This window comes from Neisseria sp. 83E34, from assembly GCF_001308015.1.
Taxonomy (GTDB): domain Bacteria; phylum Pseudomonadota; class Gammaproteobacteria; order Burkholderiales; family Neisseriaceae; genus Neisseria.
Genome location: NZ_LGYH01000002.1, coordinates 213,217 through 237,518, shown reverse-complemented (window position 1 = coordinate 237,518; position 24,302 = coordinate 213,217). Strand labels below are relative to the sequence as shown.

At 54.3% G+C, this 24,302-nt stretch carries 24 protein-coding genes and 1 other RNA gene; 20 read left to right on the top strand and 5 right to left on the bottom strand.

From position 1 onward, the window contains the following. Positions 1-451 precede the first annotated feature (451 nt). The gene (gene dinG / locus AKG09_RS03375; protein ID WP_054618136.1) at positions 452-2,587 is read right to left on the bottom strand and encodes an ATP-dependent DNA helicase DinG; all 2,136 of its coding nucleotides are present in this window, start codon (positions 2,585-2,587) and stop codon (positions 452-454) included. Positions 2,588-2,708: 121 nt separating this feature from the next. After that, positions 2,709-3,656 carry a D-2-hydroxyacid dehydrogenase gene (locus AKG09_RS03370; RefSeq protein WP_054618075.1) on the bottom strand — a complete coding sequence of 316 codons (948 nt, stop codon included), beginning with the start codon at positions 3,654-3,656 and terminating at the stop codon, positions 2,709-2,711. 157 nt (positions 3,657-3,813) lie between these two features. On the opposite strand from AKG09_RS03370, the gene AKG09_RS03365 reads away from it, so the two are divergent. Beyond that, positions 3,814-4,044 carry a DUF2061 domain-containing protein gene (locus AKG09_RS03365; protein ID WP_054618074.1) on the top strand — a complete coding sequence of 77 codons (231 nt, stop codon included), beginning with the start codon at positions 3,814-3,816 and terminating at the stop codon, positions 4,042-4,044. 49 nt (positions 4,045-4,093) lie between these two features. After that, on the top strand, positions 4,094-4,420 hold the full coding sequence (locus AKG09_RS03360) for an FKBP-type peptidyl-prolyl cis-trans isomerase (protein ID WP_054618073.1): 327 nt from the start codon (positions 4,094-4,096) through the stop codon (positions 4,418-4,420). A 94-nt stretch (positions 4,421-4,514) separates the two neighbouring features. Here AKG09_RS03360 and rnpB read toward each other — a convergent pair. Both rnpB and AKG09_RS03345 read right to left on the bottom strand, forming a co-directional pair. Then, an RNA gene (gene rnpB, locus AKG09_RS03675) (RNase P RNA component class A) lies at positions 4,515-4,877 on the bottom strand. A 55-nt stretch (positions 4,878-4,932) separates the two neighbouring features. Then, positions 4,933-5,472: a hypothetical protein gene (locus tag AKG09_RS03345; RefSeq protein ID WP_054618071.1), complete on the bottom strand. Its 540-nt coding sequence runs from the start codon at positions 5,470-5,472 to the stop codon at positions 4,933-4,935. A gap of 607 nt (positions 5,473-6,079) precedes the next feature. On the opposite strand from AKG09_RS03345, the gene ubiG reads away from it, so the two are divergent. The 5 genes from ubiG to rbsB all read left to right on the top strand — a co-directional run bounded on the left by ubiG (position 6,080) and on the right by rbsB (position 10,842). Continuing rightward, positions 6,080-6,802 carry a bifunctional 2-polyprenyl-6-hydroxyphenol methylase/3-demethylubiquinol 3-O-methyltransferase UbiG gene (gene ubiG / locus AKG09_RS03340; protein WP_054618070.1) on the top strand — a complete coding sequence of 241 codons (723 nt, stop codon included), beginning with the start codon at positions 6,080-6,082 and terminating at the stop codon, positions 6,800-6,802. A 252-nt stretch (positions 6,803-7,054) separates the two neighbouring features. Continuing rightward, positions 7,055-7,456 carry a D-ribose pyranase gene (rbsD, locus tag AKG09_RS03335; protein WP_054618069.1) on the top strand — a complete coding sequence of 134 codons (402 nt, stop codon included), beginning with the start codon at positions 7,055-7,057 and terminating at the stop codon, positions 7,454-7,456. Next, positions 7,456-8,949 (top strand): sugar ABC transporter ATP-binding protein, encoded by a 1,494-nt coding sequence (locus tag AKG09_RS03330; RefSeq protein ID WP_054618068.1) that lies wholly within the window; start codon positions 7,456-7,458, stop codon positions 8,947-8,949. Before rbsD ends, AKG09_RS03330 begins: the two co-directional genes overlap by 1 nt. Beyond that, positions 8,946-9,884 carry an ABC transporter permease gene (locus AKG09_RS03325; RefSeq protein ID WP_054618067.1) on the top strand — a complete coding sequence of 313 codons (939 nt, stop codon included), beginning with the start codon at positions 8,946-8,948 and terminating at the stop codon, positions 9,882-9,884. Before AKG09_RS03330 ends, AKG09_RS03325 begins: the two co-directional genes overlap by 4 nt. Before the next feature lie 31 nt (positions 9,885-9,915). Next, on the top strand, positions 9,916-10,842 hold the full coding sequence (gene rbsB / locus AKG09_RS03320) for a ribose ABC transporter substrate-binding protein RbsB (protein WP_054618066.1): 927 nt from the start codon (positions 9,916-9,918) through the stop codon (positions 10,840-10,842). Between the two features lie 108 nt (positions 10,843-10,950). Here the strand turns inward: rbsB and AKG09_RS03315 are convergent, their stop codons facing one another. After that, complete coding sequence (locus AKG09_RS03315) at positions 10,951-12,645, bottom strand: sigma-54-dependent Fis family transcriptional regulator (RefSeq protein ID WP_054618065.1); 1,695 nt, start codon at positions 12,643-12,645, stop codon at positions 10,951-10,953. 392 nt (positions 12,646-13,037) lie between these two features. On the opposite strand from AKG09_RS03315, the gene AKG09_RS03310 reads away from it, so the two are divergent. The 13 genes from AKG09_RS03310 (at position 13,038) to AKG09_RS03245 (ending at position 24,248) form a co-directional block, all read left to right on the top strand. After that, positions 13,038-13,292, top strand: coding sequence for a phenol hydroxylase subunit (locus tag AKG09_RS03310; protein WP_054618064.1), 255 nt, complete (start codon positions 13,038-13,040; stop codon positions 13,290-13,292). 120 nt (positions 13,293-13,412) lie between these two features. Continuing rightward, positions 13,413-14,417 carry an aromatic/alkene monooxygenase hydroxylase subunit beta gene (locus AKG09_RS03305; protein ID WP_054618063.1) on the top strand — a complete coding sequence of 335 codons (1,005 nt, stop codon included), beginning with the start codon at positions 13,413-13,415 and terminating at the stop codon, positions 14,415-14,417. A gap of 2 nt (positions 14,418-14,419) precedes the next feature. Continuing rightward, a complete protein-coding gene (locus AKG09_RS03300) occupies positions 14,420-14,692 on the top strand; it encodes an MmoB/DmpM family protein (RefSeq protein ID WP_054618062.1) in 273 nt (90 codons plus the stop codon). Between the two features lie 139 nt (positions 14,693-14,831). Further along, complete coding sequence (locus AKG09_RS03295) at positions 14,832-16,331, top strand: aromatic/alkene/methane monooxygenase hydroxylase/oxygenase subunit alpha (RefSeq protein WP_054618061.1); 1,500 nt, start codon at positions 14,832-14,834, stop codon at positions 16,329-16,331. Positions 16,332-16,568: 237 nt separating this feature from the next. Further along, complete coding sequence (locus AKG09_RS03285; protein ID WP_054618059.1) at positions 16,569-16,931, top strand: phenol hydroxylase subunit P4; 363 nt, start codon at positions 16,569-16,571, stop codon at positions 16,929-16,931. A 13-nt stretch (positions 16,932-16,944) separates the two neighbouring features. Further along, positions 16,945-18,006, top strand: coding sequence for an NADH:ubiquinone reductase (Na(+)-transporting) subunit F (locus AKG09_RS03280; RefSeq protein ID WP_009115689.1), 1,062 nt, complete (start codon positions 16,945-16,947; stop codon positions 18,004-18,006). Between the two features lie 65 nt (positions 18,007-18,071). Then, on the top strand, positions 18,072-18,980 hold the full coding sequence (locus AKG09_RS03275; protein ID WP_054618058.1) for an acetaldehyde dehydrogenase (acetylating): 909 nt from the start codon (positions 18,072-18,074) through the stop codon (positions 18,978-18,980). Between the two features lie 10 nt (positions 18,981-18,990). Then, positions 18,991-20,022 carry a 4-hydroxy-2-oxovalerate aldolase gene (dmpG, locus tag AKG09_RS03270; RefSeq protein WP_054618057.1) on the top strand — a complete coding sequence of 344 codons (1,032 nt, stop codon included), beginning with the start codon at positions 18,991-18,993 and terminating at the stop codon, positions 20,020-20,022. Further along, positions 20,019-20,810, top strand: a complete 792-nt coding sequence (gene dmpH, locus AKG09_RS03265; protein WP_054618056.1) for a 2-oxo-3-hexenedioate decarboxylase — start codon at positions 20,019-20,021, stop codon at positions 20,808-20,810. The genes dmpG and dmpH overlap by 4 nt, the downstream gene beginning before the upstream one ends. 184 nt (positions 20,811-20,994) lie before the next feature. Beyond that, the gene (locus AKG09_RS03260) at positions 20,995-21,186 is read left to right on the top strand and encodes a 4-oxalocrotonate tautomerase (RefSeq protein WP_009115685.1); all 192 of its coding nucleotides are present in this window, start codon (positions 20,995-20,997) and stop codon (positions 21,184-21,186) included. A 59-nt stretch (positions 21,187-21,245) separates the two neighbouring features. Then, the gene (locus AKG09_RS03255) at positions 21,246-21,569 is read left to right on the top strand and encodes a 2Fe-2S iron-sulfur cluster-binding protein (RefSeq protein WP_054618055.1); all 324 of its coding nucleotides are present in this window, start codon (positions 21,246-21,248) and stop codon (positions 21,567-21,569) included. A gap of 51 nt (positions 21,570-21,620) precedes the next feature. Further along, on the top strand, positions 21,621-22,547 hold the full coding sequence (locus tag AKG09_RS03250) for a catechol 2,3-dioxygenase (RefSeq protein ID WP_054618054.1): 927 nt from the start codon (positions 21,621-21,623) through the stop codon (positions 22,545-22,547). A gap of 240 nt (positions 22,548-22,787) precedes the next feature. Further along, entirely contained in the window at positions 22,788-24,248 is a 1,461-nt protein-coding gene (locus tag AKG09_RS03245) for a 2-hydroxymuconic semialdehyde dehydrogenase (RefSeq protein WP_054618053.1), read from the top strand. Positions 24,249-24,302 lie beyond the last annotated feature (54 nt).

Genomic DNA, 24,302 nt, shown 5'->3' with positions numbered 1-24,302 from the left:
CATAATGTTGGTAAGGGATTTTCTGAATCCGCTTTACGTCTAAATAAACAATTCGGAGGCTACGACGGATACGGCGGAACAACAGCTTCAGCAGGTTTTTTCGGAGTTTTATATCTATCTCGGGGTGTCAGTTAATATTTTTCTACAGATGATATGCCGTTTCAATGCATTGTATATGGCAGTAGTTAGGAACAACCGAAGCATTACCACTCTTTCATGACAATAGTTATTAGGATGGTATGTAACATCTTCGAGCAGGGCTTACGGGCTGATTTTGCGCATTTTTTGTTATTCTGGAGGAGATAGTGATGCCGAATTCCTCTTCCATTCCGCAAATAGTCCGCCCTTGATGAAGTTTTTCGAATTACAAATTGTTTGAAGTCTTCTGAATAAACTATGTAGAAAATTTATCGAAAAGTATGCTTTGCTATATATAACACCGTCAGACTCATCAACCTATCCGCTTAAACGGTGGTAGGCAAGCGAGCAGGCGTTTGCCGTAAGCATGGGTTTGGATTCGGGTGTCAAGGATGGTTACGCGGCCGTAGTCGCGCTCTGTGCGGATAAGCCTGCCCACGGCCTGCACCAACTTGATGCTGGCTTCCGGTACGGTAATTTCCATAAACGGTGTGCCGCCGCGCTGCTCAATCCAGCGGCTTTGTGTTTTTTCAATCGGGTTATCGGGCATGGAAAACGGCAATTTGGCGATGATAACCTGCACGCAGGCATCGCCGGGCAAATCCAAGCCTTCGGCGAAGCTGTCCAGCCCGAAAATGATACTGGGGCGGCCTGCTGCAATCGCTTCGTAATGCTTTTGCAACAGAACGGCTTTGGGGATTTCCCCCTGTATCAAAAGATAAGGCAAATGGCTTTCCGGCAAGCGCATGGCCACTTCGTTCATCTGTTTTTTCGAGGTAAACAACACCAGCGTGCCGATAGCTTCTTCGGCTGATACCAGCTTGGGCAGCCATTCGACAATGGCATCGGTGTGCGCATCCGGCGTTTTCGGGCTGGCGGCCAACGGCGGAATATAAAGCTCGCCTTGCCCGGCAAAATTAAACGGGCTTTGCAAAGCCAGCGTGGTGGTATCGGGCAGCCATATCAGGCCTGTTTGGCGCAACAGCAGGTCGAAATTGCCCAGTGAGCGCAAGGTAGCCGAGGTTAATAAGGCACCTGCGGCGCGGCGCCATAAACCGTTGGCCAGATGGCCTGCGCTGCTGATGGGGCTGGCATTGAATATATAGTCGTTTTTGTCGCCGGTTTTTCGCTCTACCCATTTGGCCAGCGGCTCCTGCCCTTCCTCCGGCTCGGTCGCCATCAATTCCCACACAGCGGCAATTTGTTCGACACGCGCCACAAAAAGGCCGAATTCGCCGGTGAGGCGGTCGATTAGCGGGCCGTCTTTGTCTTTATCGCGGCGTGCGGCGGCCAGCGCATCGCTTAAGCTATATATGTTTTTTAACAGGCTTTTGGCCGCGGTGTGCGTGTTGGAGACCAGCAAAGCCAAATCAGGCGGAATTTTGCCGTCTTCCCACAGCCAAACAGGGTCATTATCTTTGCCGCTTAAATCCAATTTCGGTTCGCTGCTAAGATGAAACAACCATTCAGACAGGCTTTCCTGCAAGCTGGCGGCGGCTTCATCGGCCAAGTTTGCCGGCTCGGTTTTGTCGGTCAGCGCGGCCACTTTGTTCACAATGGCGGGCAGTTTTTCCACCGTCCACATCGCCAGGTTTACCGAATGCTCCGCGGCGAAGCGGCTGAGGGCTTTTTTGGGCAGATGGTGTGCTTCGTCAATACAATAGAAACTGTTTTCAGGTGCGGGCAGTATCACGCCGCCGCCCATGCTGATGTCGGAAAGCAGCAAATCATGGTTGGCCACCACCACATCCACGGTTTCCAACGTTTCCCGCGCTAAGAAAAACGGGCACTCCGGGCGGTTGGGGCAGGCGGCTTTCAGACAGCCGTGCCTGTCGTTGGTCACTTGAAACCATAATTTATCGGGGATTTTTTCCGGCCAAGTATCGCGATCGCCATTGAAGCGGCGGGCGGCAAACTCGTCCGCCATTTTGCGCAAAGTATCCAAATCTTCCGAACTCGGTTTATCACTGAACATCACGGAAGGCACATCTTCAAAACCCAAAAGGTTGGTTTGCGCATTGGTTTGGGTGAGCTGGTAGAGCTTATAAGGGCACAGATAACGGCCGCGGCCTTTGGCGAGCGCGAAGCTTAATTCAAGGCCGCTTTTTTCCACCAGAAAAGGCAAATCACGGTTAACCAGTTGCTCCTGCAAAGCCACGGTGGCGCTCGATACAATCAGACGCTTGCCGCGCGTTTGCGCCATAATGCCGCCCGCCAGCAAGTAAGCCAGCGACTTGCCCACACCGGTGGGCCCTTCGATAACGGCGATACTTTCTCCCTCGCGCACGGGCGTTTCTTCGCCCTCTTCCCGCACTTTGCTGCGTGAAAACGCATTGGCCACGGCCGCAATCATTTCGCGCTGCGAAGGACGCGGCGTGAACTGCGGCAGGTTTTCGGAAATGGCGCGGTAATGGTCGCGGATGGCATTTTTTTCTAGATCGGTCAGCATGTTGGCGGCAATGAAAAGCGGGCCGGCAAGTATGCCCGCCCTCTGTGTGTATTTAAGGTGATATTTTAGCATTGAACAGTATGCCTGTCTGAATCCATCTTTTCAGACAGGCATTATTCAGCTACACCACCACATTCTGCGGCTTACCCTCTACAAACCGCTCCACATTTTCACGCAGAATATCAAACAAACGGTTGCGTGCTTCGATGCTGCCCCAAGCCATATGCGGCGTGACAATCAGGTTGGGCAGACGGGTTTTGAGCAGAGGGTTGCCGTTGCGCGGCGGCTCTTCGGTGAGCACGTCGAAACCGGCGCCGCCCAGCGCGCCGTATTTCAGCGCGGCAATCAGGGCGTGTTCGTCGACTAGGCCGCCGCGTCCGCAGTTAATCAGGATAGCGCCGGGTTTCATGTTTTGCAGCTCGGCCTCGCCTATCATATTACGCGTTTGCGGGTTGAGCGGGCAATGCAGGGAAACCACATCGGCGCTGCGGATGGCTTCTTCAAATGGCACATACCCTTCGCGCACGGTTGAAGCATGTTTGTGTTCCCCGAACACCACGTTCATTTTAAACGCCTCCGCATAACCGGCCAGCATCTTGCCGATATTGCCGCGCCCGAAAATCGCCAGTGTTTTGCCATTCAAATCACGCATGGGTGCGCCGAAGTGGCAGAAAAAACGCGCCTGCTCCCATACGCCAGCGGCCACGTCGCGCTGGTATGCGGGCAGGTTGCGCATCAGGGCAATCATCAGCATAAACGCATGTTCGGCCACCGATTCGTTGCCGTAAGCGCGGATGTTGCACACGGTTACGCCCGCTGCTTGGGCGGCTTGAATATCAACATTGTCATAACCGGTGGCGGCAATGGCAATCAGCTTGAGCTGCGGGTTGTCGGCGATATGTTGCGCATTAATCACCACTTTATTGGTAATGATGACATCGGCTCCGGCAATCCGTTCGGCGGTGTTTTCCGGCTCGGTGTAAGGATATTCGGTGAGCGTATGCGGGCATTCGGGTTGGAAAGCTTGGCCGGGCAAGGTATCTCGGTCGAGAATCACGATATTGAACATTTTTTGAGCCTTTTGAATCATTGCGTTTTAATATTTTTAAATAAAAATATTATTATCGATTTATTTTAACTAACAATAGATTAAGAAAATCACATGGGCTTTTTTAATCGCAAGTGATATTGTGTTTCATTATTAAAACACAAACCACTCTAAAATTATGTTGAAAACCATTACTTTTGCTATTTTACACTTCGGCGTTGCCTTCAGCATCGCTTATCTGCTTACCGGCAGCATCGGTATTTCCGGCGCGGTGGCACTGATTGAGCCGCTTGCCAATACCGTGGTGTTTTATTTCCATGAAAAAGCATGGAACCGCTATGAGCGCAAAAAAGGCATTCGTTCGCCCAAGAAAAGCAAAATCCCGCTGCACCAATGCGTAGGCAGCTGAACTGTGTTACGCTTCGGGCATTTCCAACCCGCAACAGTAAGGAGCGTTTATGAGCCTGAAGATTGAAGACATCGAAACCGGCAGCGGCAAAGAAGCCGTAAAAGGTAAAGAAATTACCGTGCATTACACCGGCTGGCTGGAAGACGGTACCAAGTTCGATTCCAGCATCGACCGCAGCCAGCCGCTTACCATCACTTTGGGCGTGGGCCAAGTGATTGTCGGCTGGGACGAAGGCTTCGGCGGCATGAAAGAAGGCGGCAAACGCAAGCTGACCATTCCGCCGGAAATGGGTTATGGTGCGCGTGGTGCCGGCGGCGTGATTCCGCCCAATGCCACGCTGGTATTCGAAGTGGAGCTGCTGAAAGTGCACGATTGACCGGTTTGCACCGTGGATAAGCCAATGCCTGTCCGAAAACGAGCTGTACGAGTTTTCAGACAGGCATTGTTCAATTCTTAATAAAAAATAAAGGCATACAGGCAAAACGATAAGCCGGGTTCTGTCGTTGGGCAATCATTCCTCTAGTCGCACCATTGCTGATGCGCTCCAGCAACCTACCCGAACACTCGGCGAGCAGCGTCATGGTGTTCTGTTTGGTCTTGCTCCGAATGGGGTTTAGCCTGCTGCGCCTTGTTACCAAGTGCACGGTGCGCTCTTACCGCACCTTTTCACCCTTACCTGTGCTGCGCAAAGCAGCCATCGGCGGTATTGCTTTCTGTTCCACTTTCCGTCGCATTGCTGCGCCCGGCCGTTAGCCGGCATTCTGCTCTTCGGAGCCCGGACTTTCCTCCCCGCAAGGCGCGAAGCCTTGCGCGGCGATTGCCTGTTTTACCTGTATGCGGCGGCGATTATAGCATGAAGTTGCAGCGGCATTGGGGTTCAGACAGGCATCATCCGTTTTGCGGCGGCGTTTCTTCTTCGGCCGGCACATAACCCGTTTGGGCTGCCATCAACCGCTCTTGCCGCCTGCTCAAGCGGTACCAACCGGCCAAGCGCAGGATAGCGAGTATGGCAATCCAGGGAAGGCACAGCGCTACAATCAGGTAGCGCGGATTAGAAAACGATACCACCTGCTGCCCGCCCGCCATCTTCACCACGGCCCACGCCCATTCCCATAGCGAACCCAATGAAAATGCCAGCACGGCAAGCAAGCCCAGCGTGGAGAAAAAGCCGATATCCATCACGCGCTTTTGCAACACGGTGCGGTTGAGCCGTAGCAACACCAGCAACCCGAAGCCCACAATCAGCACCATGCCGCCGTTTGCCAGCACTTGCAATCCGTTAAACGCGATTTCGGGCGCAACGGGCAGCCCGTCTTTGGGCAATTCCTGTTGGTTCAGATGCAGGCTTTTGGCCAGGTTGGCGGAAAACCCGTAAAGCATATCCGCCAACACAATCCACACCGGCAGCGATGACAATATTCTTCTCATTTTCAAATGTTTTCACTCTTGGCAACAAGGCGGCAAGTGTACCATTATCCGGCTCGGTATAGTTGATTGGTTGAATGAATGCGGTAACCGTGAACGCCATTTACACATATAAAGACCATGCAGAATCATGCCGTGGAATTCATTAATGTCCCCAACAAGAATGCCTGTCTGAAAGCTTTCAGACAGGCATCAAACCGTTTCCCTCTCCACCCGCCCTCATCCTTTACAAGCCGACACGCGGTTGTAACAATGCACGATACGCTTTTCTGCATCACTTGTACGGGGCATAAGTTGTACTTCTGCGGGATTCGAACCCTGTCGGGCAGCCCTTTGCCTTTACTCCGTATGAATGCTTTAAGCAAGCAGCTTGTGTGCCCGCTCTTAAATCGGATATTGCCTCCGTCCGACAGAATAGCGCAGCAGCGGTGCGTCAGTATTCCGCCAGCAATTCATATCGTGGTCAGATATTGCAGCATGAACCGGCTCATAAATGCCTGTCTGAAATCACTTTTTCAGACAGGCATCAACCGGCCCGACAAGCCGCCTGCGCCCCTGCGCAATCTGGGTTAAAATACCGCCAATCTTTCATTCTTCCAACGAGCAAACCATGGATCAGCACACCGAAACCGAACGTAATGTAGACGATGCCGAAATCGACAAATTCAGCCGCCTCGCCCACAAATGGTGGGATACCACGGGCGAATTCAAACCGCTGCACGACATCAACCCCCTGCGGCTGGGCTATATCGACCGGCACGGGCAGCTGGCCGGAAAATACGTGCTGGATGTCGGCTGCGGCGGCGGTATCCTGTCTGAAAGTATGGCCAAACTGGGTGCAGAAGCCGTAACCGGCATCGATATGGCCGAAAAGTCGCTGAAAATCGCCGAGCTGCACGCGCTCGAATCCGGCGTGGGCAACCTGAAATACCGCTGCATCAGCGTGGAAGATTTGGCCGCCGAAGCCCCGCACAGCTACGACATCGTAACCTGCATGGAAATGATGGAACACGTTCCCGACCCCGCTTCCATCATCCGCGCCTGTGCCAAACTGGTGAAACCCGACGGCATGGTGTTTTTCTCCACCATCAACCGCAACCCGAAATCCTACGTTCACGCCATTCTCGGCGCCGAATACATTTTAAACCTCGTGCCCAAAGGCACGCACGACTGGAAAAAATTCATCACCCCCTCCGAGCTCGCACGCATGTGCCGCCAAGCCGGCCTTGACGTGGTGGACACCAAGGGCATGGGCTACAACCCGCTGACCAAAGTTTATTCTTTAAACGACAACACCGATGTGAACTACATGATTGCCTGCAAACCGGTGTAAGCTTTTCTCCCGCTTCAACGCAACAATGCCTGTCTGAAAAAGTTTTCAGACAGGCATTGTTACTGTCGATGCTTTGCAAAACCGCCTTAACAAAAACCGGCCATTTCCTAAATATCCGTTGAAATACAGTCAAACCAGCCATTATACTTACGCTTTGTAATCGGAGGTAATTCCAATTACAATCAAAAAAATCAATTGCTTCGGCGTTCCACCATCATAAACACAACAGAGAATTTACGCGAAGGAACCATCATGAAAAAGACAGGCGTACTCAACGCGGAGCTGTCCAAACTCATTGCCTCATTAGGGCACGGCGATATGCTGGTCATCGGTGACGCCGGTTTGCCCGTGCCCCACGGCGTGCCTTGCATCGATTTGGCCGTCAGCTTAGGCGTGCCTAAGCTTAGGCAGGTGCTGGATGCGGTGTTACAGGAAATCTGCTTGGAAAAGATCACGCTGGCCGAAGAAACCGAAACGCGCAGTCCCGATTTATGGCGTTTCGCCCGCGACCACGCAGAAAATAACCGGATTCAAACCGACACCGTTACCCACGAAACGCTCAAGCAGCTTTCTCAAACCGCCCGCGCCGTCGTGCGTACCGGCGACGTAACGCCTTACACCAATATTATTCTTCACTCCGGAGTTCCGTTTTAATGAACCAGCCAAGATTATTGGTGGAAATGCGGCAAATCAATAAATCCTTCGGCCCCGTGCAGGTGCTGCGCGGTGTGGACTTTGATTTGCGCGCCGGCGAAGTGCATGCCCTGATGGGCGAGAACGGCGCAGGCAAATCCACTTTGATGAAAATACTTACCGGCATTTATCAGGCCGAAGAAGGCCGGGTATCGATTGACGGTCGTGAAGAAACCATCAAAACCCCTGTTGACGCACAAAAACTCGGCATTGCCATCATCCACCAAGAACTCAACCTGCTGCCGGAAATGACGGTGGCGGAAAACTTTTTTCTGGGGCGCGAAATCGTCAAACACGGCGTACTGCAAAAGCAGGAAATGGCCAAAATTGTGACCGAGCAGCTTGCCGCGTTGCAGGCCAACTTCGGCCCAGATACTTTGATTAAAGAGTTGTCGGTAGGCCAACAGCAATTGGTCGAAATCGCCCGTGCGCTTTCCATTGATGCGAAAGTCATCATCATGGACGAGCCGACCGCAGCCTTAACCGAGCCTGAAATCCAGCGGCTGTTTGTGATTGTGCGGCAGCTTGCCGAAAAAGGCGTCGGTTTGGTTTACGTGTCGCACCGTATGGAGGAAATTTTTCAAATTTGCCAACGCATTACCGTATTGCGCGACGGCATTTCAGTCGGCACTAAAGAGATTGGCGACACGCATTTCGACGATGTTGTCCGCATGATGGTGGGACGGGAACTGAACGAACGTTTCCCAGAGCGCGACAGCCGTATCGGAGAAGTGAAACTGCAAGTCAGCAATCTTTCAGACGGCCTCAACATCAGCGGTATCAGCTTTGAAGTGCGCGCCGGCGAAATTTTGGCGTTCGCCGGACTCATCGGCTCAGGCCGGACGGAAATCGCCAATACCCTATTCGGCCTCTCGCCGCTGACGGAAGGCGAAATCAAAATCAACGGCCAACCCGTTCAGATTAAAAGCCCGCGCCACGCCATCAACCACAAAATCGCTTACGTTACCGAAGACCGCAAAGCCAAAGGGCTGATTCTCGGCATGAGCGTACGCGAAAACAGCACGCTGGTGCATCTGCCCGTGAAAAACGGCATGGTCGACCGCGCCCGCGAAAAAAGCTACATCAAACAGGCGGTTGAGAAGCTGAAAATCAAAGTTGCCGACACCGAAGAAGCCGTGCGCCGTCTTTCCGGCGGCAACCAACAAAAAGTGGTGTTGGCCAAATGGTTGATGCAGTTGCCGGAAATTTTGATTCTCGACGAACCTACGCGCGGCGTGGATGTGGGCGGAAAAGCCGAAATTTATCGCATTATCAATGAATTAAGCCGTGAAGGCGTAGCCATCATCATGATTTCGTCTGAGCTGCCGGAAGTGCTCGGCGTGTCTGACCGCGTTGCGGTGATGTGTGAAGGCCGTCTGAACGGCATTTTGAATACCAAAGAGGCTGACCAGGAAAAAATCATGGCATTGGCAGCCGGAGGGAACGCAGCATGAAACAATTGTCTATCGGTGCCACCATCAAAAAGATGGGGCCGTTATTGGGGCTGGTGGTTTTGTCGGCCGTATTGAGCGCGGCCACGCCCAACTTTCTGACTTCCAACAATTTATTCAGCGTATTGCGCCAAGTAACCTACAGCGGCCTACTGGCTTTCGGCATGACGTTTGTGATTCTGATCGGCGGCATCGATTTATCGGTCGGCGCGATTTTGGCTTTGGTCGGCATCATCACCGCCAGCCTGATTCAGACAGGCATGGATCCGATTTTGGCTTCCTGCATCGGCATTTTGCTCGGTGCGGCTTGCGGCGCAGTAAACGGGCTGTTGGTATCGGTAGGCCGCATCGCCCCTTTTATCGCCACGTTGGCAACCATGATTCTCTTTCGCGGAATCGCGCAGGAATATTCACAATCCAAACCCATTACCATCAATGTGGACGGTTTCTTTAACGATATCGGCTCCGGCTATCTCTTCAATACCGTTCCCACGCCGGTCGTGTTGATGCTGGCCGTTTATTTCATTTTATGGTTTGTATTGAAAAAAACACGGTTCGGCCGTCATGTTTACGCACTCGGCGGCAGTGAAGACGTCGCCCGTATTTCCGGCCTGAAAGTAAAAAGCCTGAAACTTTGGGTTTATACCCTGTCGGGTATTCTTTCCGCCGTAGCAGCTTTGGTAGTTACCAGCCGCCTCTCTTCCGCCAGCCCCAACGCCGGCGTGATGTACGAATTGGACGCAATTGCCGCCGTTGTGCTGGGCGGAACCAGTTTGTCGGGCGGACGCGGCTGGCTGTTCGGCACATTGGTCGGCGTGGTGTTGCTCGGCGTATTGAGCAACGGCCTGAATCTGCTGAACGTATCGGCCAATTACCAATTGATTATCAAAGGCGCGGTTATTTTGTTTGCCGTATTGCTCGACCGCAAAAACGCCTGATTTTTACCCCAACCTCGAATGGAGAACCACCATGAAATTTTTACGTAAAGCCTCAGCCTTATTGATTACCGGCGTTTTGCTGGCTGCCTGCGGCCAACAGCAAGCCGATAACAAAACCGCCGCCTCTTCCGCAGCTGCTGCCGGCGACACCGTAGGCTTGGCGATTTCCACCCAAAACAACCCGTTTTTCGTCAGCCTGAAAGAAGGAGCGCAAGCCCAAGCCGACAAACACGGCTTGAAACTGGTGGTGGTTGATGCCAACGACGATTCCGGCAAACAAGCTGCCGGCATTGACGACTTGCTGCAACAGAATATCAAAGTGCTGCTGATCAACCCGACCGATTCCGAAGCCGCTGCCGCTTCTGTAAACCGTGCTGCTAAAGCAGGTATTCCCGTGATTTCGATCGACCGCTCCGTGAAAGGTGCCGATGTGGTTTCCCATGTAGCGTCCGACAACGTTGCCGGCGGTAAAATGGCAGCCGAATTTATCGTAGGCAAACTGCCCGAAGGAGGCGAAATGGTTGAATTGGAAGGCATTCCCGGCTCCTCTGCCGCACGCGAACGCGGCGAAGGCTTCCACCAAGTGATAGACGGGCAGCAAAAAATCAAAATCGTCGCCAAACAACCGGCCGACTTCGACCGCACCAAAGGTCTGACCGTGATGGAAAACATTTTGCAAAGCCATCCGAACGTAAAAGCCGTATTCGCGCACAACGACGAGATGGCTTTGGGCGCGGTAAAAGCTTTGGAAGCAGCGAATAAGAAAGACGTTATCGTGGTCGGTTTTGACGCGACAGACGACGCCCAAGCCGCAGTTAAAGCCGGAAAAATGGCCGCTACCGTTGCCCAAAAACCGACCAAAATCGGCGAAATCGGGGTAGATGCTGCGAAAAAAGTGATTGCCGGCGAAACCGTGGAAAAATCGATTCCGGTGGAGTTGGAATTGATTAAACAATAAACCATTGCTACAACAACGCATCCGAATCAGCAAATGCCTGTCTGAAAAACTTTCAGACAGGCATTTGCTTGTTTCAAACCAAAGCTTGCCCAAAATATAACGGGCTGATCATTCAACATTCAAACTGTATTTCTTCAGCTGATAAGCCAACGTAGCGCGGCTGATATTCAGTTTGCGCGCGGCTTCTGAAATATTGCCGCCGCTGCGGCGCACGGCTTCCTGAAGAATATCGGCAACCCAATGCTCCAAGTCAAAACCCTGCTCCAGCAGCTGGCCGATATACGCATTTTTGCGGTTTGCGTCCATGCTGGCGGAAAGTGCGTCGCCGGCGATGCTGAAATAATCGGAACCGGGCGTAAAATGAGGAAACAGATTTTGCGCCTCCACAAAGTGATTGTGTTCGGTGAGGATAATGCCGCGTTCGATGACGTTTTCGAGTTCGCGGATGTTGCCCGGCCAGCGGTGTTTGAGCAGCAGTTCGCGCCCCTGGTCGCTGATGCCGAGTATTTTTTTCTGATAAATCGCGCTGTATTTGTCGAGGAAATATTTGATAAGTATGGGAATATCCTGCTGACGCTCGCGCAGGGGCGGGATATAGACGGGGAAGGTGTTGAGGCGGTAATACAGATCGGCGCGGAATTTGCCGGCGGCAACGGCGTCGGCGAGGCTTTCGTTGGTGGCCGCTACCAGCCGCACGTCTACTTTGCGCACTTGCGTGCCACCCACGCGTTCAAGTTCGCCTTCCTGTAAAACCCGCAGCAGTGCGGCTTGGGCGCGCGGCGACAGTTCGGCCACTTCGTCGAGAAAAATGGTGCCTTTGTCGGCGCGCTCGAATTTGCCTGCTTTGCTTTGTGCGGCACCGGTAAATGCACCTCGTTCGACGCCGAAGAGTTCGGCCTCTATCAGTTCGGGCGGAATGCAGGCGCAGTTGATGGCGACAAAGGGTTGGTTGCTGCGGTCGCTGCCTGCGTGCAGCCCTTTGGCGAAGGCTTCTTTGCCGACGCCGGTTTCGCCTTCGAGCAAGACGGCCACTTTGCTTTTGGAGGCTTTGTTGAGCATCTCGCACACATGGCGGAAGGCGGGCGATTCGCCCACGGCGTCAAACAGGCTGTCTTGCTCGAGCAGGTCGTTGTGTTTGCGGTGTTTGAGTTCGTCCAACTCGCTGCGCAGGCTGAACAGCTCTTCTTCCACCGGATCGGGCAGCATGGAGCGTTCCAGATCGGTGGTTTCGTCCCATTCTTCCACGGGTTTGCCGATGATGTGGCAGTGCGTATGCCCCATGGCTTCGCATTGGGTTTCGGTAAACGCAATCTGCTTGCCCATGAAATAGCTGCTGTAACCGCTGGCATAGCCCAGCAAACTCCAACAAACCGGCTCTTGGCTGATGCCGTTTTTCTTTTTGTGGTACGACACTTCAAACGAATCTTCCCAAGCGAATTCGCCGTAAAACCTGCCTTGTTCGATGTCGATATCCAGCGTAACGGGCGTGACTTTCACCATGCCGCGCACGGTATGCAGTTGCGGCCCGACTAAAAACGCTTCCGTCGGGTCGCTGCTGGGCCGCACTTTTTTGGCGATTTCGGCATCTTGCACGCCGGCATAATAGCCGTAACGCATGAAAAAACGCTTCGCCCGCTCTTTGCCTAAAGATTCGACCAAATCTTCGCGCAGCCGCCATAAGGCATAGGCGTGGCTCAACAGCATGCGTTGTTCGCAAAACCATATTTTTCCGTTCTCCACATCAAACCTGATACGGTCGATCAGGTCTTGATTGGCTATCTGCCGTGGTTGTTGTAGCGGCATAGCATTGCTCCTTTGTAAGCATGATTCAGACGGCCTTTATCGTTTGTTTGTTATCTGATGCCTGTCTGAAAAACAGGTTTTCAGACAGGCATTTAATGGCTCCTTGCTTACTAATATTCACACCTATGAAAAATTTGTCAAATATTTCAATTATTTTAATCACTCGTATCACTATGTTTTATATACATATTTTCAAAACCGTTTGATTATTTGGTGAAATCGTCGCCAACACTTCATCAAATGATGAAAGATTTTTTCCAGTCAAGCTTCATATCCGAAGCGGAATATTTTTTATTTCCTTAACTATCAATGTGTTGTACCTAAAAATCGTGTTTGGCATCAAAAATGCTTTGCTTTCCGTATGGCCTTGCTCATTCAAAGAAAGGAAGTGGATGAATATGCAAACCAACGCACCTGCCAAATTGGTGAAATATGTCCGGGTGCGCAGCGAGCCGGATGCCCGCTTCGTAGAGTTCGACTTCGCCATCAACGACCCGTCGCTGTTTGTCGAACTCATCATGCCGAAAGACTGCTTCACAGTGTTTTGCAAACACAACCAAGTGATACACATGACAGCGGAACAAGCGGCGAAAAACGACGAAGAAGCCGCCAAATGGCGCTACGGCACCGAAGCCGAGCTGCGATAAACCATTCAAAACCAAAATAGCTGTGGCATGACGCGGTTTCAGACAGGCATCAACTAAGGCCGTCTGAAACATTCAGATTCACAGCAATAACAACCTCCCCGGAGGAGAAGGAGAAACAGAATGTCTTTGGAAATCAAAACCGCCACCATCGACCCCGTGCGCCAAACCTACGCGCACATCGCCCGCCGCTTCGGCGAGAAGCCCGCTTCCCGCTATCAGGAAGCCACTTACGACGCGCAGGCCGTCGCCAACTTTCACTACCGTCCGCTCTGGATGCCTGAAAAAGAGCTGAACGATCCCACCCATACCGCGCTGGTTATGCAGGACTGGTATGCCCTGAAAGACCCGCGCCAGTTTTACTACGGCGCTTATGTGCAAAACCGCGCCAAGATGCAGGATACCGCCGAGAGCAACTATGCCTTTTTTGAAAAGCGCAATCTGGCTTCATTGATTGAAGACAACGTGAAAACGCGCATCATCACCGGCCTCTTGCCGCTGCGCCATGTCGAGCAAACCGCCAACCTCAACATGATGTCGTGCTGCGCCTACGGCTACGGCACCGCCTTAACACAAGCCTGCCTGTATGCCGCCATGGACCGCTTGGGCATCGCCCAATACCTCTCGCGCATCGGCCTCGCGCTGGACGACAACAGCGGCGAATCCTTAGCCGTGGCCAAAAAAGCATGGATGGAAGATGCCGCGTGGCAAGGTGTGCGCGCATTGTGCGAAGAAATGCTGGTGCATAAAGACTGGGGCGAATTGTTCGTTGCCCAAAATCTGGTGGTAGATACCTTGCTGAACATCGTTTTCTATCAGCACTTCGACAACTGGCTCTCTGCAAACGGTGCGCGCGATATTTCCATGTTGACCGAATTCATGCAGGCCTGTCTGAAAGACCAAGCCGGCTGGGCAGACAACGTATTGAAAACGCTGGCGGCCGAAAGCGAAGCCAACCGCGATCAAATCAACAGCTGGCTGGAAAAATGGCAGGAAAAAGCCTTTACGGCCTACCGACCCATCATTGCCGACCTGTTTGGCGGCGAAGCCGACAATATATTGGCCGAAACCGACGCCCAAATTAAACAGCGTGCCGCAAAAACCGGATTAATCGAAAAAGGAAAATAAGCATGAGTTCAAAAGTTTATCTCGCCCTGCAAGACAACGACACTTCCCGCTACATCGTAGAAGCCGTAGAGCAAGACAACCCCGACGTGGTGGTGATCCACCAGCCCGCCATGATCCGCATGGAATGCGAAGGCCAATTGGTGGTGAAGAAGGCCACCGTGGAAGAAAAAATGGGCCAAAGCTGGGATGTGCAGGAGCTGCATCTGAACCTGGTTACCATCGGCGGCAATGTGGATGAGGATGACGAACAACTGACCTTAAGCTGGAACCGCTGAGCAAATAAACTTTGATTTCTGCTACGGCGTTGCTGCGCCTTGCCGTACTGCCTGTACTGTCTTCGGCTTGCGGCCTTGTATCAGAAATAAGTTTATTTGCCATTAACCATACCGCTTAAGGACAAAGAGGAGAAAAACAATGGCAAAACTGAATTTAAAAGACAAATACCGTTTGCTCACGCGCGATCTGGATTGGGATTTTTCCTACCAAGACCGCAAAGAAGCGTTTCCGTATGAAGACTTCGAAGGCATCAAAATCACCGACTGGTCAAAATGGGAAGACCCTTTCCGCCTCACCATGGATGCTTATTGGAAATATCAGGCCGAAAAAGAGAAAAAACTGTATGCCATTTTTGATGCGTTTGCCCAAAACAACGGCCAGTTAAACATCTCAGACCCGCGCTACGTCAACGCCATCAAGATTTTCCTGACCGGCGTTACCCCGCTCGAATATCAGGCTTACCAAGGCTACGCCCATGTGGGCCGCCAATTTAGCGGCATCGGTGCGCGCATCGCTTCGCAAATGCAGTCGATCGACGAATTGCGCCATGTGCAAACCCAAATCCATGCCATGAGCCACTACAACAAATATTTCGACGGCTTCCAAGACTGGAGCCATATGCACGACCGCGTGTGGTATCTCTCCGTGCCGAAATCCTTCTTTGAAGACGCCCGTTCGGCAGGGCCGTTTGAATTTTTGCTTGCCATCAGCTTCTCGTTTGAATATGTGCTGACCAATCTTTTGTTCGTACCGTTTATGTCGGGCGCGGCGCACAACGGCGATATGGCCACCGTTACCTTCGGCTTCAGCGCCCAATCCGATGAAGCCCGCCACATGACGCTCGGCCTCGAAATCATCAAATTCCTGCTCGAGCAACACGAAGACAACCTGCCGATTGTGCAGAAATGGATCGACAAATGGTTCTGGCGCGGCACCCGCCTGCTCTCTATCGTGGCCATGATGATGGATTACATGCTGCCGAATAAAGTGATGTCGTGGAAAGAGGCATGGGAAGTGTATTTCGAAGAAGCCGGCGGCGCGCTGTTTAAAGACCTCGAGCGTTACGGCATCCGCATGCCCAAATACAGCGATGTGATCGAGAAAGAAAAAGAGCATATCTCGCATCAGGCTTGGTGGATTTTCTACAACTTCGGCCACGCGGCGGGCTTCCATACTTGGATTCCCACCGATGAAGAGCTGGACTGGTTGAGCGAAAAATACCCCGACACCTTCGACAAATACTACCGCCCGCGCTGGGAATTGGCGAAGAAAATGGAAGCAGAAGGCAAACGCTTCTATTCCAGCGGCCTGCCGCAGCTTTGCCAAGTGTGCCAAGTGCCGATGGGCTTCACCGAAATGCACGGCGATGCCGGAGAAATCAGCTACCGCTGTGCCGAGTTTGAAGGCGAGCGTTACCACATGTGTTCAGACGGCTGCCACGACATCTTTATGGAAGAGCCTGAGAAATTCGTCCAATCTTGGCTGCCGGTACACCAGATTCTGCAAGGCAACTGCGGCGGCCCCGAGCTGGAAAAAATCCTCAGCGAGTATTACCGCATCAACGTCGGCGCCGACAATCTGGATATGAAAGACTCGCCCGACGAAAAACGCTGGAAAGAATGGAAAGGCGTGGCCTGACAAGCAGTTTAGCGAAACTCGCAAAGCTCGTTTTCAGACGGCCTCTTCATCAAAACACACAGCAAATAAAAGGTATCGTTAACCAACTTGAAAAAACACCGTACCCGCCATACTCGGGCTTGCCCCGAGTCTCTCCCAAACTTTTCGGGGCTCAAGATACGCAGGCTAAGCCCGAGTATGACGGTGGTGTGATTTGAATGAAGTTGGTTGACCATAAAAGAAAGAAAAGGAGAAACCATGCCAACTAAAGCCATCCATGAAAACTACCACGGCGACGTCCGCGACCGCCGCGAAAATTTCGGCGGCAACATCTTAGTGTATGTCGGATGGGACGAGCATCTGCTCTTCTGCTCTGCCAAAGCGTTCCCGCTCCCCCCTGCCATGACCTTCAAAGACTTCCGCGAACATGTGCTGACCGAAGGCTTTTCGCAGCATCCCGACTTCGAGCACATCAAGTGGGACGAAGTGCAATGGAAGCTGAACAACGAAGCCTTATCGCCGGACGACGATAAAACGCTGGAGCAGCTCGGTTTCGACCACAAATCCCTGCTGCGCTTCAAAACGCCCGGGCTGAACGGCTGGAACGGCACCGGCGTGTAGAAAGGGGGACATCATGAGCTATCAAGTAACGGTAGAACCCACCGGCGACGTCATCGAAGTGGAAGAAGGCCAAACCATTTTGGCCGCCGCCTTGCGGCAAGGCGTTTGGCTGCCGTTTGCCTGCGGTCACGGCACCTGCGGCACCTGCAAAGTGCAGGTGACCGAAGGCTACGGCGACCTCGGCAACGCTTCGCCTTTCGCCCTGATGGATGTCGAACGCGACGAAGGCAAAGTGCTGGCCTGCTGCTGCATGCCCGAATCGGATATGACCATCGAAGCCGATATCGACGTCGATCCCGACTTCTTGGGCTACACGGTGGAAGACTACACCGCCACCGTCACCGCGCTGAAGCCGCTTTCACCCACCATTCTCGGCATCACCCTGAAACTCGACCGGCCCATGAAATTTCAGGCAGGCCAATACATCAACCTGCAAGTGCCGGGCGTGGAAGGCACACGCGCTTTTTCGATTGCCAACCCGCCGTCTATGGCCGACACGGTTGAGCTGCATGTGCGCAAAGTCGAAGGCGGCGCGGCCACCACTTGGCTGCACGAAAGCCTGAAAGAAGGCGACGAGCTGCCGCTTTCCGGCCCTTACGGCCAATTCTTCGTGCGCAAGTCCGACGGTCAAGACGCGATTTTCATTGCCGGCGGTTCGGGCTTGTCCAGCCCCGAATCCATGATTTTGGATTTGCTGGAAGAAGGCGACAGCCGCCGGATTTACCTGTTTCAAGGCGCGCGCAATGTGGCCGAACTCTACCACCGCGAGCTGTTTGAAAAGCTGGCCGAAGAGCATGAAAACTTCCACTACATCCCGGCGCTCAACGCCGCCCTGCCGGAAGAAAACTGGGAAGGCTTCAACGGTTTCGTGCACGAAGCCGTGGCCGATTACTTCAACAACCGTTGCAGCGGCCACAAAGCCTATCTCTGCGGCCCGCCGCCGATGATCGAAGCCGCCATTACCACGCTGATGCAAAGCCGCCTGTTTGAGCGCGACATCCACATGGAGCGCTTCCTCACGGCCGCCGACGGCAGCGAAACACAAACCCGTTCGGCCTTGTTTAAGAAAATCTAAACCATGATTCAGATGTTCAGACAGGCCGTCTGAAAAAACCAAAACCCAATAACGAGGAGAAAGCCGTGAGTAAAAAACTTAAAGCGGCCATTATCGGGCCGGGCAACATCGGCACCGACTTGCTGATGAAAATGAAGCGTTCCGAGTGGATAGAGCCGGTGTGGATGGTCGGCATCGACCCGCAATCCGAAGGCTTGAAGCGCGCCCGCGACATGGGCATCAAAACCAGCGATACCGGCGTGGACGGCCTGTTGCCGTATGTGAAGGAAGACGACATCCGCATCGCCTTCGACGCCACGTCCGCTTATGTGCATGCCGAAAACAGCCGCAAGCTCAACGAGCAGGGCGTGATTATGATCGACCTCACGCCCGCCGCCATCGGCCCTTTCTGCATTCCGCCCGTGAATCTGAAAGCACACGCCGAAAAGCTGGAAATGAACGTAAACATGGTTACCTGCGGCGGCCAAGCCACCGTGCCGATGGTGGCGGCCATTTCCCGCGTTCAGCCGGTTAGCTACGGCGAAATCATCGCCACCGTGTCGTCCAAATCGGTCGGCCCCGGCACCCGCGCCAACATCGACGAGTTTACCCGCACCACCGCGCAGGCCATGGAAAGCGTGGGCGGCGCCAAAAAAGGCAAGGCCATCATCATCATCAACCCGGCCGAACCGCCTTTGATGATGCGCGACACCATCCACTGCCTCACCGAAAGCGAACCCGACCAAGCTGCGATTACCGAATCGGTACACCGCATGGTGGCCGACGTGCAACGCTATGTGCCGGGCTACACGCTGGTCAACGGCCCCGTGTTCGACGGCAACAAAGTGTCGATTTTCATCGAAGTGAAAGGCTTGGGCGACTTCCTGCCGCCTTTTGCCGGCAACCTCGACATCATGACCGCCGCCGGTTTGCGCACTGCCGAAATGTTTGCCGAAGAAGCGGCCAACGGCGTTTTAACCCTGCCTGCACGCTAAGGAGAGCGACATGGATTTAAAAGGTAAAAAAGTTACCCTGCATGATATGAGCCTGCGCGACGGCATGCACGCCAAACGCCATCAGATTTCTTTAGACGAAATGGTAAACATCGCCACCGGCCTCGACGAAGCCGGTATGCCGCTGATCGAAGTAACCCACGGCGACGGCTTGGGCGGCGCTTCGCTCAACTACGGCTTTCCCGCCCACAGCGACGAAGAATACCTCGGCGCCGTGATTCCCAAAATGAAGCAGGCCAAAGTGTCGGCCTTGCTGCTGCCCGGCATCGGCACTGTTGACCATCTGCTGATGGCCAAAGACTTGGGCGTGTCGTGCATCCGCGTGGCGACCCACTGCACCGAAGCCGACGTTTCCCAACAACACATCACCAAATCCGCCGAGCTGGGCTTGGATACCGTCGGCTTTCTGATGATGGCGCACATGGTGCCCGCCGCCAAACTGATCGAGCAGGCCAAGCTGATGGAAGGCTACGGCGCAAACTGCATTTACTGCACCGATTCGGCGGGCTACATGCTGCCCGAAGAAGTGGAAGAAAAAATCGGTGCGCTGCGCCAAGCGCTGAAGCCCGAAACCGAGCTGGGTTTCCACGGCCACCACAACCTCGGCATGGGCATCGCCAACTCGTTGGCCGCCATCAACGCCGGCGCCAACCGCATCGACGGCTCGGTAGCAGGCTTGGGCGCGGGCGCGGGCAATACGCCGCTGGAAGTGTTTGCGGCGGTGTTGGAGCGCATGGGCGTCGAGCACGGTACCGACCTGTTCAAACTGATGGACGTGGCCGAAGACCGCGTGGTGCCGATTATGGACCAACCCATCCGCGTCGACCGCAACGCGCTCACGCTGGGCTATGCGGGCGTGTATTCGTCGTTCCTGCTGTTTGCCAAACGCGCCGAAGCCAAATACGGCGTGTCCGCCCGCGAAATTCTGGTGGAGCTGGGCAAGCGCGGCACCGTCGGCGGGCAGGAAGACATGATTGAAGATTTGGCACTCACTATGGCCAAGCAGAAAGGCAAAACAGCATGAGCACATTAAGCAGACAACAAATCGAACAACTGGCCGAACATTTGGAAAACGCCGAATTGCAGGCTTATGAAGTGACCAAAATCACCGACGATTTCCCCGACATGGATTATGAAGACGCCTTCGACATCCAATGGGAAATCCGCCGCCGCAAAGAAGCGCGCGGCAACAAAATCGTCGGCATGAAAATGGGGCTGACTTCATGGGCGAAGATGAGCCAGATGGGCGTAGAGCATCCCTGCTACGGCTTTCTGGCCGACTATTTCAGCGTGCCCGAAGGCGCGGCGGTGAAGCACGACGAGCTGATCCACCCGAAAATCGAAGCCGAGCTGGCGTTTGTGACCAAAGCCGACCTGCGCGGCCCGGGCTGCCACATCGGCGACGTATTGGCCGCCACCGATTTCGTGATGCCCGCCATCGAAGTGATTGACTCGCGCTATAAAGATTTCAAATTCGATTTGAAATCGGTGATTGCCGACAACTCTTCTTCCAGCCGCTTCATTACCGGCGGTTGCGCCAAGCCTGCAAGCGGATTGGATTTGAAAACGCTGGGCGTGGTGATGGAAATCAACGGCAAAGTGGTGCAAACGGGCGCGGGCGCGGCGGTGCTGGGGCATCCGGCCGCATCGGTTGCCATGCTGGCCAATATGCTGGCCGAACGCGGCGAATATCTGCCGGCCGGTTCGTTTGTGATGATCGGTGCGATTACCGCCGCCGTGCAGGTGGAAAAAGGCGACTCGTTCTGCGTGCATTTCCAAGATTTGGGCAGCATCAGCGGCCGTTTTGAATAACTTTGTTGCGACAACCATTGCTTAATAACAGCACCGTCATACTCGGGCTTGACCCGAGTATCTCCAAACGTAACCGCAACGCAAGATACTCGGGTCAAGCCTGAGTATGACGGGTGAACTGTTTTGAAGCCGAATCATTATCGTTGTTTCAATAGAAACAAAAACCTAAAGAAAGGAAACAACCATGCCGATTATTCAAGTCCACATGATGGAAGGCCGTACCGACGAGCAGAAAGAAGCCGTGATCCGCGAAGTAACCGAAGCGATGGTTCGCGCCGTGGGTGCGCCGAAAGAATCGGTGCGCGTGCTGATCAACGAGATGCCCAAGCAGCATTTCGGCATCGGCGGCGAATCGGCCAAAGCCAAAGGGCGGTAATGTTTCAGACGGCCTGTCTGAAAAACAAGAGGCCGTCTGAAGACCGCGAAGGAGGAAACATGGGCTACACCGTATGCATAAAAGACCCGGGCGGTTCGGCTGTCTGCACGCGCAGCATCACCGTACACGAAGGCCAAACCTTGCTGGCCGCTTCCGAACAGATGGGGCGGCACGCCATTTCGGTGGGCTGCCGCGGCGGCGGATGCGGTGTGTGCCGGATACGGATTTTGTCGGGCTGCTACCGCAAAAAAGCGATGAGCAAAACCCACATCAACGAGCAGGATTTGGCCGAAGGCGTGGTGCTGGCGTGCCGGGTTTTTCCCGAAAGCGATATGGAAATCGTGAGCGAGCCGCCCCCGCCGCCCTACAACCCGTTTATTTAATTCATTCAAGACGACAACCACAAACCGAATAACGAATACAGGAGAAACATCATGAGAAAAGGTGTAATGCGTCCCGGACACGTACAAATCCGCGTATTGGACATGGAGGAAGCCGTCAAACACTACGGCGATTTGCTGGGTCTGATTCCCACGGGCAGCGACGAACAAGGCCGCCGCTATTTCAAAGGCTGGACGGAAGTGGACAGCTTCTCCGTTGTGCTGCGCGAAACCGACCATGCCGGCATGGATTTCATGGCCTTCAAAGTGGTTGACGAAGCCACCTTAGACCAACTGCGCCAAGAGCTGGTTGATTTCGGCGGTTTGGACGTACACGACATCCCCGCCGGCGAACTGAAAGGCTGCGGCCGCCGCGTGCGTTTTACCGCGCCCACAGGCCATGTGTTCGAGCTGTTTGCCACCAAAGACCAACCGGGCAAATACGGTGTGAGCAACCACAACCCCGAAGCGTGGCCGCGCGATTTGAAAGGCATGAAAGCCACCCGTTTCGACCACTGCCTGCTTTACGGCGACGATCTCGACCGCACGTTTGATCTCTTCACCCAAGTGCTGGGTTTCGGTTTGGCCGAGCAGGTGGTTACGCCCGAGGGCGCGCGGGCCGCACAGTTTTTAACCTGCTCGATGAAAGCGCACGACGTGGCTTTTATCCGCCACCCCGAAAAAGGCAAATTCCACCATGCTTCGTTTTACTTGGAAACATGGAACGACGTGCTGTTGGCAGGCGATTTAATCTCCATGACCGATACCTCCATCGACATCGGCCCGACCCGCCACGGCTTAACCCACGGGCAGACGATTTATTTCTTCGACCCCTCCGGCAACCGCAACGAAGTGTTTGCGGGCGGCGATTACTATTATCCCGACCACCCGCCCGTTACTTGGGATGTGGACAAGCTGGGCAAAGCCATTTTCTACCACGACCGCGTACTCAACGAGCGTTTCTTAACCGTATTGACTTAAGCGGCATGTTCAGACGGCCTGTCTGAAACCAAAGGCCGTCTGAAAATGAATAACCGCCATACTCGGGCGTTGCCCGGGTATCTCCCCGAGTTTACGGAAAGCCAAGATACTCGGGTTAAGCCCGAGTATGACGGCGGTTATTGATTAAGTATCGAGCGCGGTCTAACCGTTCTTTTCAGACAGGCATCAAGGCCGTCTGAAAAACTTGCACAAACCCTATCCCGAAATAGAGGCAGCAACATGAAAGAATTCAAACATTTTATCAACGGCGAATATGTCGGCTCCGCCAGCGGCAAAACCTTTGAAAACCGCAATCCGGTCGACAACAGCCTGATCGGCATGGTGCACGAAGCCGGCAAAGAAGAAGTCGATGCCGCCGTAGCCGCCGCCCGCGCCGCCCTCAAAGGCCCGTGGGGCAAGCTCACCCAAGCCCAGCGCATCCAGCTTTTGAACAAAGTGGCCGACCGCATCAACGAGCGTTTCGACGAGTTTCTCGAAGCCGAATGCCGCGACACCGGCAAACCGCGCAAAATGGCCGCGCACATCGATATCCCGCGCGGCGCCGCCAACTTCAAAGCCTTCTCCGAAACTCTGGCCAACCACCCCACCGAAGCCTTCCGCCTCGACACGCCCGACGGCACCGGCGCCATCAACATCGGCCACCGCACCCCCAAAGGCGTGGTCGCCGTGATTTCGCCGTGGAACCTGCCGCTGCTGTTAATGACATGGAAAGTTGGCCCCGCTCTGGCCTGCGGCAACACCGTGGTTGTGAAGCCGTCTGAAGAAACCCCCGCCACCACCACGCTGCTGGGCGAAGTGATGAACGAATGCGGCGTGCCGCCCGGCGTGTTCAACGTCGTGCACGGCTTCGGCCCCAATTCCGCCGGCGCGTTCCTCACCGAACACAAAGGCATCGACGCCATCACCTTCACCGGCGAAACCCGCACCGGCGAAATCATCATGAAAGCCGCCGCCGTCGGCCTGCGCAACATCTCAATGGAATGCGGCGGCAAAAACCCCGCCATCGTGTTTGCCGACTGCGATTTGGAAAAAGCCGTCGAAGGCACCATGCGCTCCGCCTTCGTCAACTGCGGCCAAGTCTGCCTCGGCACCGAGCGCGTGTATGTAGAACGCCCGCTGTTCAACGACTTCGTGCGCCGCATGAAAGAAGAAGCCACCAAACTCAAACCCGGCCGCCCCGAAGACCCCGAAGCCAACTTCGGCCCGCTGGTGAGCCAAGAGCACCGCAACAAAGTGCTGTCGTACTACAAGCTGGCCGTGGAAGAAGGCGCCACCGTAGAAATCGGCGGCGGCGTGCCCGACATGGGCGAAGCCCTCAAAGACGGCGCATGGGTCGAGCCGACCATCTGGACAGGTCTGCCCGACGACGCCCGCGTTATCCGCGAAGAAATCTTCGGCCCCTGCTGCCACATCCGCCCCTTCGACACTGAAGAAGAAGCCGTCGCATTGGCCAACGACACCGACTACGGCCTCGCTGCCGCCATCTGGACGGAAAACAGCAGCCGCGCCGTACGCGTGGCCGAGCAGATGGAAGCCGGCATCGTGTGGGTAAACAGCTGGTTCCTGCGCGATTTGCGCACCGCATTCGGCGGCGCCAAACAATCCGGCATCGGTCGCGAAGGCGGCGTACACGGCCTCGAGTTTTACACCGAGCTGAAAAACATCTGCATCAAGATGTAAGGCAGGCCGTCTGAAAGCGGGCTGTGCTAAACCCCGTAGGGCGGGCATCTCTGC